This is a genomic window from Acetobacter senegalensis (assembly GCF_001499615.1).
GTDB lineage: Bacteria > Pseudomonadota > Alphaproteobacteria > Acetobacterales > Acetobacteraceae > Acetobacter > Acetobacter senegalensis.
Map to the genome: position 1 here is coordinate 2,474,099 of NZ_LN606600.1, position 18,678 is coordinate 2,492,776.

Sequence of the window (18,678 nt, forward strand, 5' to 3'; positions counted from 1 at the left end):
GATGACTAATCCGCACGACCGCGGGAGAGGGTTTTGCGTCCGATTGTTTTCAGATGCAGGAGTATATGAAAGAGGGAGGTTCTTTCTTCAGGCGTGATCGCCTGCATCCAGATTATGCCATAAAAAAGTACCAGTCCAATCAAACAGATAACAATGTCCGCCGTCAGGATCTATGGGACGAAATTGGTGAATTGAATAATGGAGGATTTCTGGCTCATCGTAACGACGAAGGAGTGAAGTATGAGCCAGAAATCCTTGCCGGAGACGACATCGGGGGAACGGTTGATCCGCGATATCCGCCGGGCGACGCGTCGGCAGTATTCGGCGGAAGAGAAGATCCGCATTGTGCTTGATGGCCTGCGGGGCGAGAGCAGCATAGCTGAGCTGTGCCGCCGTGAAGGTATTGCCGAAAGCCTGTATTATTCCTGGTCGAAGGAGTTTCTTGAAGCCGGGAAGAAACGACTTGCGGGCGATACGGCGCGTAACGCCACAACCAGTGAAGTCCGTCATCTGCGTGACGAGGCGCGGGCCCTGAAAGAGGTCGTGGCCGAGCAGACACTGGAACTGCGCCTGCTTAAAAAAAGCATGATCGGGGCTGGGGGAGACCCCGCATGAGATATATGGCTTCGGAAAAGCTCGAGATCATCCGCCTTGTCGAGCAATCAGCCCTGCCGGTTCGGCAGGTTCTCGGCAAGATTGGTATCCCGCGTTCAACCTTTCACCGCTGGTGCGATCTCTATCGGACGGGCGGCCCGGAAGCCCTGGCGGACAAACCCTCTGGACCCAATCGGATATGGAACCGCATCGCGGACGATATCCGTGCACAGATCATTGATCTGGCGCTGGAGACGCCGGAACTGTCGCCTCGTGAAATTGCCGTGCGGTTCACCGACGAGCAGGGCTATTTCGTCTCGGAAGCCTCGGTCTATCGCCTGCTCAAGGCCCATGACCTGATCACCAGTCCGAAATTCATCGTCATCAAGGCGGCGGAGAGCTTCCATACAAAAACAACAGCGCCGAACCAGCTCTGGCAGACGGATTTCACCTATCTCAAGGTTATCGGATGGGGATGGTTCTATCTGTCGACCATCCTTGATGATTTCTCACGCTACATCATCGCCTGGAAGTTGTGCACGACCATGGCCGCATCCGATGTGACGCAAACGCTGGAACTCGCCTTGCAGGCATCAGGGCTTCATCAAGCCACGGTCAGACACCGGCCGCGACTGCTCTCCGATAACGGCCCCTGTTATGTTGCTGACGAACTCGCGAAATGGCTAAATCAGAACAGCATCGATCATGTGCGTGGCGCTCCCAACCATCCCCAGACACAGGGGAAGATCGAACGTTGGCACCAGACGCTCAAGAACCGCGTGCTTCTTGAGCATTATTATCTGCCTGGAGATCTCGAAAGCCAGATCGAGGCATTCGTCGAAAACTATAATCAGCGCCGCTATCACGAGAGCCTCAACAATCTCACGCCGGCAGATGTCTGGTTCGGACGGGGGCAGACAATCCTGCTCGAACGTGAGCGCATCAAAAGAGCTACCATCCAGAAACGACGCTTGCTTCATCAGCAGCGTGCCGCCTAAACATCATAATCAGATGGGCCAGACCCTCCGTTATTTCACACCATCCATAGTCCCAAATCTTTCGACGACGGACAACATTTATTCAACGGCTTCCTTTCGCACGGCGTTTTTTCCGTTACTATCTCGGCCTCATGCCAATTGCTGTTGAACAGTTGGATCTTTCGGGCTTTGACCTGATTATTTCCAGCAACCACGCAGTTGCCAAGGGCGTGATCACCGGACCAGATCAGATTCATATTTGTTACGTCCATTCACCTATGCGGTATGCGTGGGACATGCAGGCTGCCTACCTGCGCCAAAGCAATATGGAGCGTGGAGTGCGTAGCCTATATGCACGTTGGCTCCTGCATCATATGAGAAACTGGGATGTACGCTCGGCATCTGGTGTGGATGTATTTGTAGCCAACTCCAATTACATTGCCCGTCGGATTAGAAAAGTTTATCGTCGGCAGGCTCAAGTAGTTTATCCACCGGTAGAAGTGCGACCATGGAAAAATCTGCCCTCTGTACGGCAGGATTATGTCGTCGTCTCAAGAATGGTGCCTTATAAACGTATTGATCTGGTTGTTGAGGCTTTTTCCCGTATGCCAGATAGGGTTCTGCATGTTGTGGGAGATGGACCAGAGCGTGAAAAAATAGCGCATTTGGCAACTCATGCCCCTAATATTATCCTGCATGGCCGTTTAAGTGATGCAGATGTCGAGAATTACATGTGTCATGCGAAAGCTTTTGTGTTTGCGGCTGAAGAAGACTTTGGCATCACAATGGTGGAAGCGCAGGCATGTGGAACCCCGCTGATTGTTTTCAACCGCGGCGGCGCACGCGACATTGTTCGGCAAGACAATGATATAGCTGGCCCCACAGGTATATTTTTCAGTGAACAGAGTGCAGAGGCAATTGTTGCCGCTGTCGAACAATTTGAAGCGACAGTGCCGCCCATTGATGCACAGCTTTGCCATACCAATGCCCAACGGTTTTCTGAAGAGGCTTTTCGCCAGAATATGTTTCATGTTGTGGAAAATGCTATGGCACTACAGAACGAACAATAGGACGCCTTTAAACAAGATTGTTCGCAATATATAAAAATAAAAAGGTGGGAAAATGACCGTGCCGATGGTGGGGATGATCCTTTTTCCCTTGTGTTTGCTGTTGTGGGCCCGCCCTACAACCATGTTGCATATTTTGTTGTTTGCTGGCGTTCTTCCTGCTGCGGCCGCTCTTATTGTTGGTGGGTTGGGGGTACAACCCGCCATGGTTCCGGCCTTGGCTTTTATAAGTTTTGTTCTGTTGCAGTGGATCATGGGAGTGCGCTACCCCGGTGACAGAACAGTCATGGCTTTGTGTTTTCCTTTTATTCTTGTTGTCGTGTGGACCGTCGTGGGATCATTGATCATGCCTCGGTTGTTCATGAATCAGGTTATGGTCTGGCCTCAGAAAGGCGATACTGTCGGGGGGCGTGTTTTACTTTCTCCAAATTTTGGGAATATTTCTCAGGATATTTATCTGATTATCAACACATCTTTAATGGTGATTTCTGCACGATTTTTAACGCGGAATGATGTCTCTATCGAGAAACTTTATCGCACGTTTCTTCTGTCAGGCTGGGGAGTTGTCATAATTTGCATGTGGCAATTAGCCCATCGTCTTGCAGGTGTGCCTTATCCCGATATCTTTTTCTATTCCAATCCGGGTTGGGCTGTTCTCAATACCCAGATGGCAGGTCCGGTCCCGCGTATCAATGCATCCTTTTCGGAACCAGCTGCCTGCGCAATGTTTCTGTGCCAGATTTTGTTCTCCTGTGTCTGGATTGTCCTGCAGGGCTATTCCATAGCAGGAGCAAAGTGGCTGATTCCGGCGTCTGCTTTTGCACTGGCCTGCACAACATCAACCACAGGGTTTGCGACAGTGGCGGTTGGTCTTTGTCTCCTGCCTGTCGCCATCATGCTGACAGGAGCAACACGATTAATGGGTAACATTCTACGGTTGGTTGTCGGCGGGGCCGCAGTCGTGGGCTGTGGTATTCTTGTGTTGGTAACAGCCGTTCCGCAAGTTGTGCCAGCCGCCCAAAATGTCTATCAATCCACTACAGAAAAACAGCAGAGCCAATCGTACCAAGACCGTTCACAAGCGGACAGTGATTCAATGGCTTTGGTTGGAGAGACCTATGGCTTAGGGGTAGGGTGGGGAAGCAACAGGGCCTCCAGCCTTATTCCAAGCCTGTTATCGACAATAGGGATAATAGGCGGGATCGGGCTTCTCATTTTTGATGGATTACTTTTGAGAGCAGCCATGCACGCCCGACGCACTGTTCCTCCAGGGCCAGAACGTCTGGTAATAGATGGAATGCTTTCTGCTTTGGCCGGAGGCATTGTCGCGGCCTGCATTTCAAGTCCAACATTAGGGCTTCTGAATTTCTACTTATTGATTGGCATGCTAATTGCAGCCATTGCTCGCGTTGATCTGCAGTCTCGTGAAACAGTTGTTCAGAACTCCGTTGCGGAATTTCAAGAGCATCTTGCGGACGCGGAAGAAAAACCACGCCTTTTGACAAAAATGCTCTAGAAATAAAATACACTGGGTGTATCAGGCTTATCTGTAATTTTTCGATTTAATGAGCATTATTTATTATGAGGTCAGGAACTGTTTTTCAGTGCTTGGGTTTCTCCATTTTTCTAGGATCTTCATACCAATTCGAAGAAGTTCTTCAGTTCGCTCCGGGCTGCTGGTCTCAACGTATATACGGAGTTCCGGTGCATTTCCTGATGGGCGCAGATGTACAATATCGCTATTGCGAAAAGTCATTCGTATGCCATCTGTCTTATCAATATGTGCCAGTAGTCCACATATCTTGGAAAAGCCAAGGTTTTCCAGACTTTCATCAGGATTTTCCTGTAGCAGCGCAAGATGCGAAAGACTTCTTTCTGTCGGCATATCGGCCAAACGGTCACTTTGTGTAAAGCGCGGCGGTAGATTTTCAACCAATCCAGCAAGACCGTGTTGTTCCCGCCGAGCGGCAACCAGTGCACATATCATTGGAAGAACGGAATCACGGGTGGGTAATGCCGAAAGAGTACGCTCTTCAAATGTCACATTAGTTCCGAGCAGGAAGCCACCATTTGCTTCATAGCCAACAGCAGGAACTATCCCTGCGGCAGCAGCTTTCATCATTTCCGCCACCACAAAAGGGGAGCCAATGCGCGTACGTTGAGTGTGCCGAGCAAACTCGGATTTTTCCAAGGCTGTATTGCTGCTGATTGGGGTAGTGACGGAAGCAGCCTGGAGAAAACGAGCAGCCAGAATCCCTAATATGTCTCCTCGGAGCCAATTTCCATGCTTATCTGCCAGCAACGGACGATCAGAGTCGCCATCAGTTGTTAGGATGGCGTCAAATTTTCCTTGGGCGGCCCATTGATTGGCCAAGGAAACGTCTTCAGGACGCACAGCTTCGGTGTCAACAGCTACAAAATTTTTAGATCTACCAAGGGGTATGGCTTCACCGCCAAGAGCTTCCACAATATCGGTTAGAACATCTCGCCCAACGGCGGAATGCTGGTAAACCCCGAGGCATAGACCAGATAAAGCATCGGCACCAAAAAAATCACGGTAACGGGCAATAAAACTCGGAATGATGTTTGTAACGGGAGGAAACGCGACTGGCTTTATAAGCTTGCCATTTACATTAAACATCTCTTCAGGAAGCTCTATGTTTTGATCTCTCATGGCCAATTCGTCGTCCTTGAGAAATTCGCCCTGAGCCCGGTTGAACTTGATACCATTGCGGTCTGCAGGGATATGGCTTCCTGTCACCATAAGAGAGGGAATTCTCAAAGAGAAAGCGTAATGGCACAGAGTAGGGCTGGGAACAAACCCACAAAATACAGGCTCTCCTCCCATATACTTGATTGCCGCGATACAGGCGCCCATGATGCGTGGCGTGCTGGGGCGCAGATCTCCGGCAACAGCAACCATGGTGTGCGGAGAAAATTCACCTATCGTAGCCAGATGCTGAAGGTACCCCATTGTATAGGCAAAGCAGACCATATCACTCATGTTGTCAGCCAAGCCACGCGCGCCACTTGTACCAAAAACAACACCAGATTGTTCCATCCATTGGGATATTTTCACGGTTTCCTCCTTACTGTATTCATCTAAAGATTGTTTTTTGATTTAGCGGATAATTCTATACTGTAAATATATGTAAAGGGAGCCGTTATCTTTCATAAGTATGTCTTCTTAATCTCTAAATGCATGAGCTTACTTTTCCTCGCGTGGAACGTCGAATTTTTGCATAGGCCTGATAAAAATGTCTGTTGTCTCTGCTGTTCGTGGCAGGAGGAGACTATTACATAACGCGACGGCGACATCCTGTGGTTGCAGAAGAATATCTGGATTATAGGGTTTACCGGCTGTTTGATAAATAGCTTCCTGGCGAGGCGTCGCTGTCGTGCCGGGCATAATAGAAATGACCCTTACGCCTTTCGCGTTCACTTCATCACGTAGCGCATCTGTCAAAGATGGAGGGTTCGAAAAACCCTCTGGTATTGAGGTCTGCTCTGTGATTCCATTTTCCTTGCGTTGATTGGAGTATGGATCATGAAGCAGGCGGGATTTTTTGACGTTGAAGAGCGGCTTGCCCGGCTGAGCGGGCTTGGTGATCAGCTCGAAGCATTTTCCCGGACTGTGGATTTTGAAGTCTTCCGCCCTGACCTGGAGAAGGTTCTGGCGTATTCTGACGGAAGCAAAGGCGGACGACCGCCATTTGATCCGGTGCTGATGTTCAAAATTCTGGTGATCCAGACGCTCAACAATTTGTCTGATGAGCGGACGGAATATCTGATCAACGATCGCCTCTCCTTTATGCGTTTCCTTGGGCTGGGACTTTCAGATCGGGTGCCGGATGCCAAAACGGTCTGGCTGTTTCGCGAGCGTCTGACCCAGGCGGGTGCGATCGATGGGCTGTTCAACCGCTTTGATGCGACCCTGCGCAACGCCGGGTATTTGCCGATGTCCGGCCAGATCCTGGATGCCACACTGGTAGCGGCTCCAAAGCAGCGGAACACCAACGCAGAGAAAGCCGATCTTCGGGAAGGACGTATTCCTGAAGACTGGCAGGACAAGCCGTCAAAGCTGTCGCACAAGGATCGTCATGCGCGCTGGACGCTAAAGTTCACCAAAGCGAAGCTGCAGGATGATGGAACCATGCCATCCAGTGATCTCGCCATCCCGTTCTTTGGCTATAAATCGCATGTTTCCATCGATCGGAAATACCGGTTCATCCGGAAATGGAAAACAACGCATGCCGCCGCCAGTGATGGCGCGAGATTGAGAGAGGGGCTGCTGGATAAAACCAATACGGCCTCAAGTGTCTGGGCTGACACGGCCTATCGCTCAAAAGCCAACGAAGACTTCATGGAAAAGCAGGGATTTGTTTCCAAGGTTCATCGCAAAAAGCCGCATCTCAAGCCTATGCCCCGGCATATCCAGAAATCAAATGCTGGAAAGTCGGTCATCCGCTCGCGTGTCGAGCATGTCTTTGCCGATCAGAAGTCACAGACGGGGCTGTTTGTCCGGACTGTCGGTATCAGTCGAGCCACCATGAGGATCGGCCTGGCCAATATCGTCTACAACATGCGCCGCTTCCTCTTCCTGCAGCGGATCAGCACCACAGCGTAGCTATCAAGCGGATAACAGCGCCCAATCTGCTCAAAACGCAGACCGGATGCCATCGCAAAAACCGTCAATCAAATCGCCAAAAGCCAGAAATCACGGGCCACGCACATCAATTGACGGTTCTTCGATCCCTCCATCTGCCTGAACGCTATGGAAACTGGAAGACGGTCCACCGGCGCTTCAGTCGTTGGTGCCATGCGGGCGTATGGGAGCGGGTATTCACTGCGCTGACCGCCGATCGTGACAACGAGTATCTGATGATCGATAGCACCATTGTTCGTGCCCACCAGCACGCGGCAACCGGAAAAGGGGGGCGCAAAATCAGGCGCTGGGGCGTTCCCGAGGGGGATTAACCACCAAGATCCACATGCTGGCCGACGCTCTGGGGCGACCGTTACGGTTCATTATCACCGGCGGTCAGGTTCATGACGCCACCCAGGTATCTGCATTGCTCGAAGGCCAGACTGCGAGTGCAGTCATCGCCGATAAGGCTTATGACAGCAATGGGCTCCGCGAAAAGATTGCTGTCATGAACGCAGAGGCTGTCATTCCGTCAAAACGGAACCGCAAGGTGTTCATCCCGCACGACCAGGCTCTTTACAAAGACCGAAACCGTATCGAGCGATGCTTCAATCGCCTCAAGTATTTTCGTCGTTTCGCAACGCGCTACGATCGCAGAACCATCCATTTCACCGGCTTCATCTATCTCGCAGCAGCCATGATCTGGATCGCATGAATGTCGATTAGCCCTAATGTCTGGGAAATACTTCGCGTAGTTAATTGCCAAGACCACCCAGCGAGACAGACGCTCTTCAATATTAAACAAATCGGATTGTTACGTTCAATCTTTTTCAATCAAGTCTAGGAGAGCGAAACAAAAAAACTTTTCAAAACCAAAGGTTTTTTAGAGTGCTCCAACTGGTTTTGTCCTGTCCACTTTGCTCATTGGCGAATTTGGCAAGATGGTTGAGAGAGGCGTAAATCGCTGTGAAAGCGACGGAACCTTTTAGGCAGACCATCCAAGGCTTCCCGATTAGGTGCGCGTTATTCACTCGGCCGACAGGGAGATAAAAAGAGAGCTTTTAACGCCTATGGTGTCGAGCTGAAAAATATGCAACTAAGACTTGTTCGCATATCACGACTGTCTCTCGTTTTCCAAGTGAGTAAAAGAATGCTGATCCACATACCGCGTGTATTGACATCAGATGAAGTCCTTTATTGTTTGCGCCAGCTTGGTGCGAGCCAATGGGTTGATGGTAAGGTTACAGCGGGTGATCAGTCAGCCAAAGCTAAGACAAATCTTCAGATCGCTCAGGATTCAGAGGTCGGGCGGAAGCTTGGGACACTTGTCCTGAATGCTCTGGCAAGAAACGAGCTGTTTACCAGCGCAGCATTGCCGTTACGTGTATTTCCTCCGTTGTTTAACAGGTACGACGCGGGAATGGAATTTGAATACCACGTTGATAATAGTATCCGTCCCGACCCCGAAACAGGGTTCCGTATCCGTACTGATGTTTCTTCCACTTTGTTTTTGAGTGGACCTGATGAGTATGACGGTGGAGAACTTGTCATCCAGGACACCTACGGCACTCATTCTGTTAAATTCCCAGCAGGTGATCTTGTTCTTTATCCGTCAACAAGCCTGCATAAAGTCAATCGTGTCACCCGAGGGAGTAGGTGGGCTTCCTTTTTCTGGACCCAATCTATGGTGAAGGATGACGGTTGCAGGACGCTTCTTTATGAACTGGATCAGTCAATTAGATCTGTGCGGCAGCTTATACCAGACACGACCCCGGCTATCCTTGGCTTGACTTCCACTTACCATAATCTGGTGCGTAAATGGGCTGAGCTGTGACGGAAAGGCAACAGTCTTCCGACTTTTTTCGATGTGAAGAATGATCTCGAGTTGCGAACGAGAGTCAATAACATCATAAGGGGGCGGCTAAAACAAATTGTGCTGCGTATCAGTGTTGGATGATTGCATCCTTCAGGAGATCATAATGAAACGGTGTGACCGTGCTCTTTCCCCTAAAGTTCGTCTTGGTGCGGCAGTTGCCATAGGTCTTTCGGCAGGCCTGAGTTGGACAGATAAAGAAGCAGAGGCTCAGGAGACAAAAACCGAGCCGGCAGCAACTGACACTAACATCAAACTTCCTGCCGTTCGGGTAAAAGGTGAGACCAAGGGGCCGGCTGAAATTCCCAATATAAATGCGACAGTACTTGATATTGGGCGCATGCCGACTTCAGTGCGTGATACCCCGCAGGTTATCAATGTTGTTCCGCAGGAAATCATCAAGCAACAGCGGCTTTATACGTTGGATCAGGCACTTGCAAACGTGCCAGGTATTACTCTTTCCACAGGGGAAGGGAGAGGTGGCCTGAATGGGGACCAGTTCCGCATCCGTGGTCAGCAGGCCCGCGGCGATATTTACACCGATGGACTAAAAGACTTCGGTACATATACGCGTGATATTTTTGATATTGAAAATGTTGAAGCCATTAAGGGGCCTGCGGGTGAGTATTTTGGCGCAGCCAACCTAGGTGGACTTATCAATGAGTCCCTTAAAAAAGCCCATGAGGGAACATCTTATAATTACGATCAGGCTTTTGGCAGCGCCAGCATGTATCGTGGTCAAGGGGATGTAAATTACCAGTTTAATAAAGATGTCGCTCTGCGCATTAACGGTATGTACAACCGGGCAGGGGTGGCGGACAGAGATTACGTCTATTCAAACCGTTATGGCGCATCTGCCGATCTCGGGGTGGGGTTACGTAGTAATACGTCCTGGCATCTGAATTGGCGGTGGCTGCATACTGACAGTATGCCAGATTATGGTGTCGGTATGATCAAAATGGCGAATGGTACATACCGCCCCATGACCAGTGAAGGTCTTGCACGGAATACAACATTCGCTCGGAGCGAAGACAGGGATAACTCAGATATTCATAGCCTAACGTCTTCGCTTAAATCTAAAATTTCATCCTGGTTCACGCTTAGTAACAATACCCGCTTGACTAAATACGAACGTAATTATGCAGCGACGACACCTGCTGCATGTAGTACGGCGGCCTGTGTGAGCCAATTTATGGCAGGAGGAAATCCCGCCTTAAGTTATGGTGCCGGAGGCGGTGCTGCTTACCTGTCAAAAGGGTGGGGCGCAGAAAATGTTCTCATGGGGGCGGCACGCTTTACGACATGGAACATGAAGCATGATTTGAAATTTGGTGTTGATGTCAACTACCAGGATGAAAATCGTTACGTTGGGACATGGTATGGGCGGGTCAACAACCAGACGATCCGTAATGCCTCTCACTCTGCTAACGGTGCCTATCTTCGCTTCCCTAAAGCGAATATGGCCAATTCTGATCAACGTGATGTCGGCCTGTTTCTTTCAGACCATATCCAGTTGACAAAAGAACTGGCGCTGTTTGGATCTGTTCGTTGGGATGCGTTCCAATCAACATTCGCAGGCTACCAGTTGTCAGCAACGCCTGTGCCTCGTCAGAAACAGAATGCTGACCGGTGGAGTCCATCCGGAAGCATTATGTATACACCTTTGAAAAAATCTTCTTTCTACTTTACGTTCTCTAGATCCTACAAGCCTATCGGGACAGATGTTTCCTCTCAGGTTACCATTCTGCCTAGTGATACGCCGCAAAATGGTGCGGACTTTAAACCGCAGCGGAGCGATCTGTTTGAATTTGGGAACAAGACCGATTTCCTGCATAAGCGTCTGGGTTTAGGGGTGGCGTTCTTTCAGATCAATCAAAACAATTCCTACTATTATGATGAAAATGGCGATGTTGTAACAGGTTTTAGTGATTCTGGCGTTGGTCTGCGCACACGCGGTGTGGAGCTGAACCTGACTGGGAAAATTACGAAAAACTGGGACATTTATGGTGCATATTCCTGGATGGACGGCAAGATCAGGAACAATGCGACCTATCGTGGAAAGGAAGCGCCCGGCGTTTCACATAACAATTTCTCGGTGTGGACATCCTATGATCTGACTGATCACCTTTTCCGACCTGAAACAGGTCACCTGAAGATTGCAGGCGGCGCGCAATATGCTTCTGGCTATTGGGCAAATGGAGATTTCAGTAACACGGCCCGTATTCCTTACCAGTTCTCACTGAATGGTATGATCTCATGGGAGGCACAGCATTATCGTATTTCGTTTAATGCGAACAACATTACGAACCATCTGAATTATGCGTCCTCCTTCAGCACCAGTCGTGCAGTGCCGGGGCCAGGCCGCTCCTTCATTGGGAACGTAGGTTTAACCTTCTGATGGAAACAAATGATCTGGTGAGGGATACGTCCCTCACCAGAAAACAGCCGGATAATGTTGAGGTTCAGTTGCTGATAGGGCAAATGTATCTCAACAAAGGTGCATTTACAGAAGCTTTTGATATGTTTGTGGTGGCGGCGCAAAGCGGCCAACCGCAGACCCTGAACATGCTTGGTCGCGCTTATGAGCAAGGGTGGGGTGTTACGCGAAGCGTGGCCCACGCCATCAAATATTTTGAGTCCGCCGCAGACCAGGGAGACGGTTGGGCCTGTTTCAATCTTGGGGATCTGTACCTTGCTGGGGATGGCGTAGAGGCCAACCCGCAACTGGCCTTCAGGTATTATGTTCAGGCAGCACGCAGTGGTGTCAACAAGGCTCTTAATATGTTGGGAACCCTTTGCGAGAGCGGATTGGCTACAGGGCAGCCTGATAAAGAAAAAGCTTGTCTTTACTTTCAGGCTGGTGCGGAGGCCGAGGATTGCTGGGCGGCGTTCAACATAGGGCGTATCTGTCTGGAAGAAAAGAACGACAAAAAAGCCTTATACTGGTTTGAACGTTCCTTATCTTACGGTTTTCCTGCTTACTGGCAGATGCTTGAGGTTTTTCTCTCTAAAACAAGGTTGCCACTTTTTCTAAAAGTTTCTGCTAAAGCGCGAGAGCTTATTGCAGGACCATCTGGACGTGGGAAGCAGTCCGTTTTGCCAGGATAGGATCAACTCCACATTTCACTTTTAACCCTGCTATCAAAGGTTGTTCACAATGCCCCCCGAAGTTTCTGCAACAGCGACACCTGCGGCCTCGACGTCTCGTTCACGGGGACCGTTCGCAAAATTCATGAACAAGTATGGTACCCCGTTTACAACCATTTTCTTTTTAATCTCGACAGTGACGGGTGTAGCATTATTTTTTCATTGGGGCCCGGGCGCATTTCATCCAATGCATGAATGGCTCAGCATGGTTCTGTTGCTGGCTTTTGCATTACACCTGCTTAAAAACTGGACGCCTTTGGTGAATTATGGCCGTCGTGGCTTGTTGTATATCCCTGTGCTCATAGGCGTTCTGTCCTGTGTCTATTTTTTTCTGCAGCCCACGGGAAAATCAGCCGGAGGAAAGCAGGTTGCTTTTCGGCTTGCTGCAATGGCAACCAAAGCGCCGATCGGGCAACTGGCGCCTCTTTTTGGTACTGACGCGGAAGGTGCTCTTGGCCGACTGCGCGCTCATCAGTTTGTGGTCACGACAGATGATGAGACAGTTGATCAGGTGGCGCAGGCAAGCAACCGCATGCCTAATGATGTCCTGATGGCACTCATGCCGGGAAAACCCGAAAATTCTGAGCATGGACGCCATAGGAAGGGGTAAGTTGTTATTTCTCTTTGCATCAAGAATGAACAAAGAGTTTTTCTGAGTATTTTGAAGTTATGTGATGCAAGGGGAGATTTTGCGCTCCTCCTTGCCATGTCACATCTTTTGTCACTCCGCTTGATGGGCGGATTAGCACGTTATGCAGCGCTGACGAGCGATATGCTCGTGGACCGGGCTGAATTCTGGCAGGCACGGGGCCTGCCATTATCGTCCCCCGGTAATCTCTAACTGATTTTCCAAAAAACTAGAAATTGTAAGTCAGATCTCCACCAATCCATCGGGGTGTCTGTCTGTATTCCACACGAGAATTGTCGTTGCTGGAGAATGAATAGGTATTACCATGCTTGTTCAGCAGGTTATCCACCCAGACGGAGGCTTCCCATTTGCTGTTGGCGGGACGGAGAGCCAGCCGCATGCCCATGGTACTGATTTTATCGGTAATGCCATTAGGGTCTGCCAGGCCGTCAATCTGATTATCTTTCCATGTGTAGCTGACCTGGTACGCCATGGTGTAGTTTTTAGACAGGTTCCATTGGTACCGTGCCACTGCGTCCCATGAAAAACGGGGGGAGAACGGTAAAACCGTGTTGTTGGAAATGGGGGCAATCAGGCTCATACCGCGTACTGACGACGGGGCCTTGAGAATGATGCCATCCATGTAGGAAAAACCGGCGTTAAAATCGAGACCCTTGATAGGGGTGACCCATCGTGCCTGTAATTCCCCCCCACGAGAACGGGCACGCGGAATGTTGCCGAGTGTTCCCGCAACACCAGTCAGCGTGTTGGCGACCACCAATGTCTGTCTGTTATGGTATTCATAATCAAACAACGCACCTTGCAGAGTGAGGGTGCGATTGAAGAGTGCTGCCTTGGCGCCGACCTCGTAAGCGACCAGATTTTCGGGCCGTACATAAGAGAGGGCCTGCTGGCTACCCACTGCGGCGGAGTAATAGGTGCCGGGTTTATAGCCGTTGGAAATGGTGGCATAAAGGAGCACATCGGGTGTCACCTGATACTCCGCCCCCACTTTTCCGGTAAAGCGATTGTTGTAGCGTGTCTGGCTGATATGGGTCAGGTTGGCCATGGGCACACCGCTCACGGCTCCATCATTATCAACCGTGCCGCCAAAATAGGACCGTTGATCCATGGAGTAGCGACCGCCAAAAATGAGGCGGAACTTGTTGGTTACTTTTACAACGTTGTTGGTGTAAACACCAAAGGAAACGTTCTGCTGCCGATAGTCAGATGTGAAATTGGCGCTTGGCAGTTCATACAGGTCTTTTTCCATATGTTTATAAAGACCATCGATATGATCGAATGATTCGAACAATCCGACAGTCCAGCGCACAGGAGATGCGGTTCTGGACGTCAAGTGGATGTCCTGAGACTGCACAAAATAATTGTCTCGGAAGTAATAGTCTGACCGCTCCAGCCGTGATCCGTCAAAGTTATCATAGATACGGCGGGAGTAGGCATCCACGGCTGAGGTTGCTACCAGCGTGGCAAAACTGAAGTCATGCCGCAGGGTTAGCGCTGCGCCGCCCCCATTTTCTCTGCGGCTTACGGGAAAATCTCCCACGTTTACGCGGGTTGCATCACGGTTGGACCCAGAAACACCATTGGTGCCCACAGGTAAACCCATCAGGCTATCTGTTGTTGTATTCTGCGGAGAGTTTGGTGTGCCGTAATTGCGGGTGTAATGAATGTTCAGCAGAAGGGATGTTTTGTCATCCAGTTCAAACTTTGTCATGTTGCGCAAAGCAAGGAGATCGCTCGCGCCATAGCGGTTTCCGTTATGCAGATCTTTCTGCCAGCCATCCCCATTGCGATAGGAAAAGGCAAAACGATCTGTAATGCGGTCTGTCAGCGCCCCATTGATGGCCCCTTTGGCGGTGTTGGTCGCATAACTGCTGTACCCCCATGTCAGATAACCACCAAATTGGTCTGTGGGTTTCACAGATTCATAATTTATGGCACCGCCGGTCGCGCTTCGACCGTAGTCAAACCCTTGCGGCCCTTTCATGACATCTACATGCTGGATGTCGAGCATTTGGCCGGAGTAGAAAACAGGAAAGGGCGAGTAAATACCATCAAAATACATTCCAATGCCGCTCATGTTCGAGGCATTGAAATCATCGAGCCCTACGCCGCGGATACTGAAAATAGGGACACTGCCGGATGTGGCCTCGACCGCACTGAGCCCAGGCACAAATCCTGCAATATCCTTGGGGTTGTTAAGGTTGAGGGCCCGAATTTCCGCGCCTCCAATGGACGTAACGGCTCCGGCAGTATGCAGGGCAGCGTTTCTGTGGCTGGTGCGGACTTCCAGATCTTCTACAGCGCCTTCAATGGAACGCGGGCGGGGTGCAGGTTTGCGTTTTGTGACGGGTACCTGTTTTTTTACGCCTCCCACCTTACCCGTAACGGCTGGTGCAGACTGCGCATTTGCATGAGAAGAGAGATTTATATGCCCCCATTCTGCCCCGACAAAAACGGCGCAACAGAGGAGAAGCTTCTTTCGGCGTAGCCCGGTTCTTCCGGAAGGCTGACAACGACCAGACATCATGATCTGTGGTTTCCTTATCCTCAAATCTGTGTTGAAGAACCAGCAAGATCTGGCAGGCGGTGTGGCCAGTCTGCATTTTCTTCCGGAAGAGTAACAGAATTTATCTGGAGAAGGAGCGCTTTTCAGGCGTTTCAGTTATCAAACAGAAAAAGTTCACTTTTCGAAATGATTAACAGAGGAAGATGGCTTTTTCTGGCATGATATCAGTCACAGAGCCGCAAGAAGGACGTGATTCGTGATGTCTCCCTTTATTACCTCTCCATTCATATCTGAAGCGCAATTCACTCAGTTTCAACAGGATGGAGCGCTTTGCCTGCGTAACGTGATACCGGCTGAAACACTACAATCACTTACAGAGGCGTTGCCACAAGCCATTGCCGCCGCTGGCCCGCATCATTTCAAGTTTGGGAACCCGGAAGAAAAAGGTGGTTTTTTCGGAGATGTTCTGGTGTGGCAGCGTGTTCCTGCTTTTCGTGATTTTGTTTGGACCGGTCCGTTGTCTCATGTTGCGGGTGCCTTGATGCATTCTCGTACCGTCACATTTTATCATGATTTTCTGCTGATTAAGGAAGGTGGCACCTCTAAACGGACGCCATGGCATCAGGATCAATCTTATTGGTGTGTGGATGGTTCTCAGGCGCTGACGGTATGGATGCCGTTGGATGAGATTCCGCTTGAAACGTCTTTGGAATTTGTGCGTGGGTCACATCTTTGGAACACACTTTATGAAGCCGTGCCCTTTGACAGCGCCAGTCGCTTCAATGGCAGTCGCGATAACCGCCCTGCAGTTCCGGATATCGATGCTGCACGGGCAGATCATGAGATTCTGAAATGGGCCTTGAAACCCGGTGACTGCCTTGTGTTCCACTGCCGTACGTTGCACGCTGCACCGGGCAATATCAATCCCAATCGATCGCGCCGTGTGCTGTCCACTTGCTGGGCCGGCGATGATGCGCGTTACATGGAAATCAAAAGCGATCTTGCGCCGCCTGTCAAAGGTGACAATCTGGTGGCAGGAGGGCCGCTTACCTGTGCCACTTTCCCACAGATCCTTCCGGCACCCACTGCGGCTTGAGGTTTTGTGTTGTTACCCCGCCGTGGCGGGGTAATGCCTGATCTTTTTCCGATATTTTTGCGTATGGAAAAAGTTGCGGCAGGCACTTCTATGGCTGCGATAAAGGAGAAAGGGGCAGGCTTGTTCCCGTGCATCAGCAAATCAAGAAGGCAGATTCTGGGGGAAGTATAGTCCCCGGCATTCATGCAGGAACAGGCAGATGGGCGCAGTCGCATAACGGCTGGCCCTTGTGCGTGTTCCGGTATCTGTTTCTAAGCCTGAGTTAGTCTTTGTAGTCAGGTTGTTCTCTGTCCAGTTTGCGGCGGAGTGCCTGCCAGATAAGCTGGCCCTGATCAGGGTCATCATCAAACTGCTTTTTGGTACGAAGAATTTTTTCTTCGGATGGGATATGCAATGGCATCCCTGTCGCCTGTGCCGCAATCTGGATACGGCATGCCTGCTCCATATAGTACATCCGGTAAAAGGCCTGCGCTACGGTTGTACCCACAGTGAGTAAGCCGTGATTTTGCAGGATGAGCCCACAATGGTTGCCAAGATCGCGCACCAGGCGTTCACGCTCGCTCAGGTTGTCATCCGCAGCAATGCCTTCATAACCATGAAAGCCCACAGCACCATAAAATTCGATATTCATCTGGTTCAGGGGAAGAATTTTCTGGTCCTGCGCGGCAACAACCATGCCTGCTACAGTGTGGCTATGCATGACGCATGCTGCATCAGGCCTGCTGCGATGAATGGCGGAGTGAATGACAAACCCGGCAGGGTTGACCGGCCAGGATGTTTCCTGTCGGGGCTGACCATCAGCATCCACAATCACCAGAGAACTGGCGGTGATTTCTTCAAAAAGCAGCCCATAAGGGTTGACCAGATAACGATGGCTTTCACCGGGCAACCGTACGGATAGATGCGTGTAAACCAGATCGGTCATGTTGAAGAGCGCCATAAGACGGTAGGCGGCAGCCAGTTCTTCACGCAGAGCCTGTTCTGTGGGGGCAGCAGAGGCAAGAGACATTAAAATACGTCCTGTTTTTCTAAGACACGCACCATTTTTTCAGGCGGCAGGTTCAGATTTGGCCCGTTTGAAATGGCCAAAGGTGGCGGTTTTGCGTGCGCCTTCAGGCAGGGTAAGTTTGCCTTCCTGCACGCGGCGCACCAGATACTGATAGGTTTGCAAAGCCTGCGCCCACATATGCTCGCCAATGGTAATGGTTTCGTAATCCTCCTTCCCTGTGGCAAAGGCGGGAAGAGGACGAATTTGGGTATGATAATCACAGGCATAGAACAAAGGGAAGGAATACCGTTCTTCCTTGACGCTCCGTACGCGGTGCGCTGTTGCCACAAAGGCCCCGGCTGTCATGACTTCCAGCATATCTCCGATATTGACCACAAAAGCGCCGGGAATGGGCGGGGCGTCAATCCAGTCTCCGTGCCCGTTCATCACTTCCAGCCCCGGCTGGTCAGCCAGCAGAATGGTGAAGCACTCGTAATCCGTATGAGCCCCGATGCCGGGGGCGTCCTGGGCTTCGGCGTCATAAGGGTAGTGGATCATACGCAGTTTTGACGGTGGGAAATTTGCGTGGTCGTCAAAGTAGTGTTCGGGCAGGCCAAGGGCCAATGCAAAGCCCCTGAACAGTGTCCGCCCGAGTGCGAATACTGCTTTGTAGTAAGCCTGTGCGGCTTCCTTGAAACCGGGAACTGTGGGCCAGTTGTTCGGGCCCAGAAGCGGTGTACCGGCCTTGACCAATGGGTTATCTGCCGGAACTTCAAAGCCGATATCAAAGGCTTCCTTGTGGTCTGGCCGCCCGGAGCCGTAAACTTCTTCCCCTTCAGGCACAAAGCCTTTGTGGGTGGCGGATGTGCCAATGTAATAATCCATCTTGCGCTCAAAGGGCAGGGCGAAGAAGTTTTTCGCGGCCTCGCGCACGCCTTTGATCAGATCATCGGGCACTTGATGGCCAGAGATATAGAGGAAGCCGACATTCCGGGCGGCTTGCCCGAGTTCTTCTGCTACGGCCTGACGGTCTTGCGGGTTTTCACTATACAGCCCCGCAATATTGACAACCGGGATGGACGTGAAGGTTTCAGTCTGTTCTGCCTGAGGGGTGTTTGATGTCATGTCGGGAT

The 18,678-nt window shown here is 50.7% G+C and carries 13 protein-coding genes and 1 pseudogene; 10 read left to right on the forward strand and 4 right to left on the reverse strand.

Annotation, left to right across the window (positions count from 1 at the left end; genetic code table 11):
• Window positions 1-240 precede the first annotated feature (240 nt).
• The 3 genes from ASN_RS11575 to ASN_RS11585 all read left to right on the forward strand — a co-directional run bounded on the left by ASN_RS11575 (window position 241) and on the right by ASN_RS11585 (window position 4,154).
• Window positions 241-1,592, forward strand: a protein-coding gene (locus tag ASN_RS11575; protein WP_099048284.1) for an IS3 family transposase whose coding sequence is annotated in 2 segments (ribosomal slippage) — window positions 241-577 and window positions 577-1,592 — 1,353 coding nt in all. Because the reading frame shifts where the segments join, the coding sequence is not laid out codon by codon here.
• Window positions 1,593-1,867: 275 nt separating this feature from the next.
• Complete coding sequence (locus tag ASN_RS11580) at window positions 1,868-2,641, forward strand: glycosyltransferase (RefSeq protein WP_231948189.1); 774 nt, start codon at window positions 1,868-1,870, stop codon at window positions 2,639-2,641.
• Between the two features lie 64 nt (window positions 2,642-2,705).
• Entirely contained in the window at window positions 2,706-4,154 is a 1,449-nt protein-coding gene (locus ASN_RS11585; protein WP_231948190.1) for a hypothetical protein, read from the forward strand.
• Between the two features lie 63 nt (window positions 4,155-4,217).
• Here the strand turns inward: ASN_RS11585 and ASN_RS11590 are convergent, their stop codons facing one another.
• Window positions 4,218-5,699: a phosphomannomutase gene (locus ASN_RS11590; RefSeq protein WP_058988265.1), complete on the reverse strand. Its 1,482-nt coding sequence runs from the start codon at window positions 5,697-5,699 to the stop codon at window positions 4,218-4,220.
• 486 nt (window positions 5,700-6,185) lie between these two features.
• On the opposite strand from ASN_RS11590, the gene ASN_RS11595 reads away from it, so the two are divergent.
• From ASN_RS11595 to ASN_RS11620, 6 genes and pseudogenes are all read left to right on the forward strand, one after another.
• The gene (locus ASN_RS11595) at window positions 6,186-7,265 is read left to right on the forward strand and encodes an IS5 family transposase (RefSeq protein WP_058988266.1); all 1,080 of its coding nucleotides are present in this window, start codon (window positions 6,186-6,188) and stop codon (window positions 7,263-7,265) included.
• Window positions 7,266-7,399: 134 nt separating this feature from the next.
• Window positions 7,400-7,998: pseudogene (locus tag ASN_RS11600) on the forward strand (IS5 family transposase); the annotation flags it as partial.
• 435 nt (window positions 7,999-8,433) lie between these two features.
• Window positions 8,434-9,117, forward strand: coding sequence for a Fe2+-dependent dioxygenase (locus ASN_RS11605; RefSeq protein WP_039904696.1), 684 nt, complete (start codon window positions 8,434-8,436; stop codon window positions 9,115-9,117).
• Between the two features lie 145 nt (window positions 9,118-9,262).
• Window positions 9,263-11,554, forward strand: coding sequence for a TonB-dependent receptor (locus ASN_RS11610; RefSeq protein ID WP_058988268.1), 2,292 nt, complete (start codon window positions 9,263-9,265; stop codon window positions 11,552-11,554).
• Complete coding sequence (locus ASN_RS11615; RefSeq protein WP_058988269.1) at window positions 11,554-12,264, forward strand: tetratricopeptide repeat protein; 711 nt, start codon at window positions 11,554-11,556, stop codon at window positions 12,262-12,264. The genes ASN_RS11610 and ASN_RS11615 overlap by 1 nt, the downstream gene beginning before the upstream one ends.
• A gap of 40 nt (window positions 12,265-12,304) precedes the next feature.
• The gene (locus tag ASN_RS11620; RefSeq protein WP_157765170.1) at window positions 12,305-12,913 is read left to right on the forward strand and encodes a DUF4405 domain-containing protein; all 609 of its coding nucleotides are present in this window, start codon (window positions 12,305-12,307) and stop codon (window positions 12,911-12,913) included.
• A 247-nt stretch (window positions 12,914-13,160) separates the two neighbouring features.
• On the opposite strand, the gene ASN_RS11625 is transcribed toward ASN_RS11620, so the two are convergent.
• Complete coding sequence (locus ASN_RS11625; protein ID WP_082666658.1) at window positions 13,161-15,482, reverse strand: TonB-dependent receptor; 2,322 nt, start codon at window positions 15,480-15,482, stop codon at window positions 13,161-13,163.
• A 238-nt stretch (window positions 15,483-15,720) separates the two neighbouring features.
• Here ASN_RS11625 and ASN_RS11630 point away from each other — a divergent pair, with 238 nt between their 5' ends.
• On the forward strand, window positions 15,721-16,557 hold the full coding sequence (locus tag ASN_RS11630; RefSeq protein WP_058988271.1) for a phytanoyl-CoA dioxygenase family protein: 837 nt from the start codon (window positions 15,721-15,723) through the stop codon (window positions 16,555-16,557).
• Between the two features lie 262 nt (window positions 16,558-16,819).
• Here the strand turns inward: ASN_RS11630 and ASN_RS11635 are convergent, their stop codons facing one another.
• Entirely contained in the window at window positions 16,820-17,566 is a 747-nt protein-coding gene (locus ASN_RS11635) for a class II aldolase/adducin family protein (protein ID WP_006559020.1), read from the reverse strand.
• A gap of 39 nt (window positions 17,567-17,605) precedes the next feature.
• Entirely contained in the window at window positions 17,606-18,670 is a 1,065-nt protein-coding gene (locus ASN_RS11640) for an isopenicillin N synthase family dioxygenase (RefSeq protein ID WP_058988272.1), read from the reverse strand.
• Window positions 18,671-18,678 lie beyond the last annotated feature (8 nt).

Excerpts from the sequence above, each read along its gene's own strand:
- ASN_RS11590 (WP_058988265.1), bottom strand. The coding sequence starts at position 5,699 with ATGGAACAATCTGGTGTTGTTTTTGGTACAAGTGGCGCGCGTGGCTTG.
- ASN_RS11630 (WP_058988271.1), top strand. The coding sequence starts at position 15,721 with ATGTCTCCCTTTATTACCTCTCCATTCATATCTGAAGCGCAATTCACT.
- ASN_RS11585 (WP_231948190.1), top strand. The coding sequence starts at position 2,706 with ATGGTGGGGATGATCCTTTTTCCCTTGTGTTTGCTGTTGTGGGCCCGC.
- ASN_RS11610 (WP_058988268.1), top strand. The coding sequence starts at position 9,263 with ATGAAACGGTGTGACCGTGCTCTTTCCCCTAAAGTTCGTCTTGGTGCG.
- ASN_RS11635 (WP_006559020.1), bottom strand. The coding sequence starts at position 17,566 with ATGTCTCTTGCCTCTGCTGCCCCCACAGAACAGGCTCTGCGTGAAGAA.
- ASN_RS11615 (WP_058988269.1), top strand. The coding sequence starts at position 11,554 with ATGGAAACAAATGATCTGGTGAGGGATACGTCCCTCACCAGAAAACAG.
- ASN_RS11625 (WP_082666658.1), bottom strand. The coding sequence starts at position 15,482 with ATGATGTCTGGTCGTTGTCAGCCTTCCGGAAGAACCGGGCTACGCCGA.
- ASN_RS11640 (WP_058988272.1), bottom strand. The coding sequence starts at position 18,670 with ATGACATCAAACACCCCTCAGGCAGAACAGACTGAAACCTTCACGTCC.
- ASN_RS11595 (WP_058988266.1), top strand. The coding sequence starts at position 6,186 with ATGAAGCAGGCGGGATTTTTTGACGTTGAAGAGCGGCTTGCCCGGCTG.
- ASN_RS11580 (WP_231948189.1), top strand. The coding sequence starts at position 1,868 with ATGCAGGCTGCCTACCTGCGCCAAAGCAATATGGAGCGTGGAGTGCGT.
- ASN_RS11605 (WP_039904696.1), top strand. The coding sequence starts at position 8,434 with ATGCTGATCCACATACCGCGTGTATTGACATCAGATGAAGTCCTTTAT.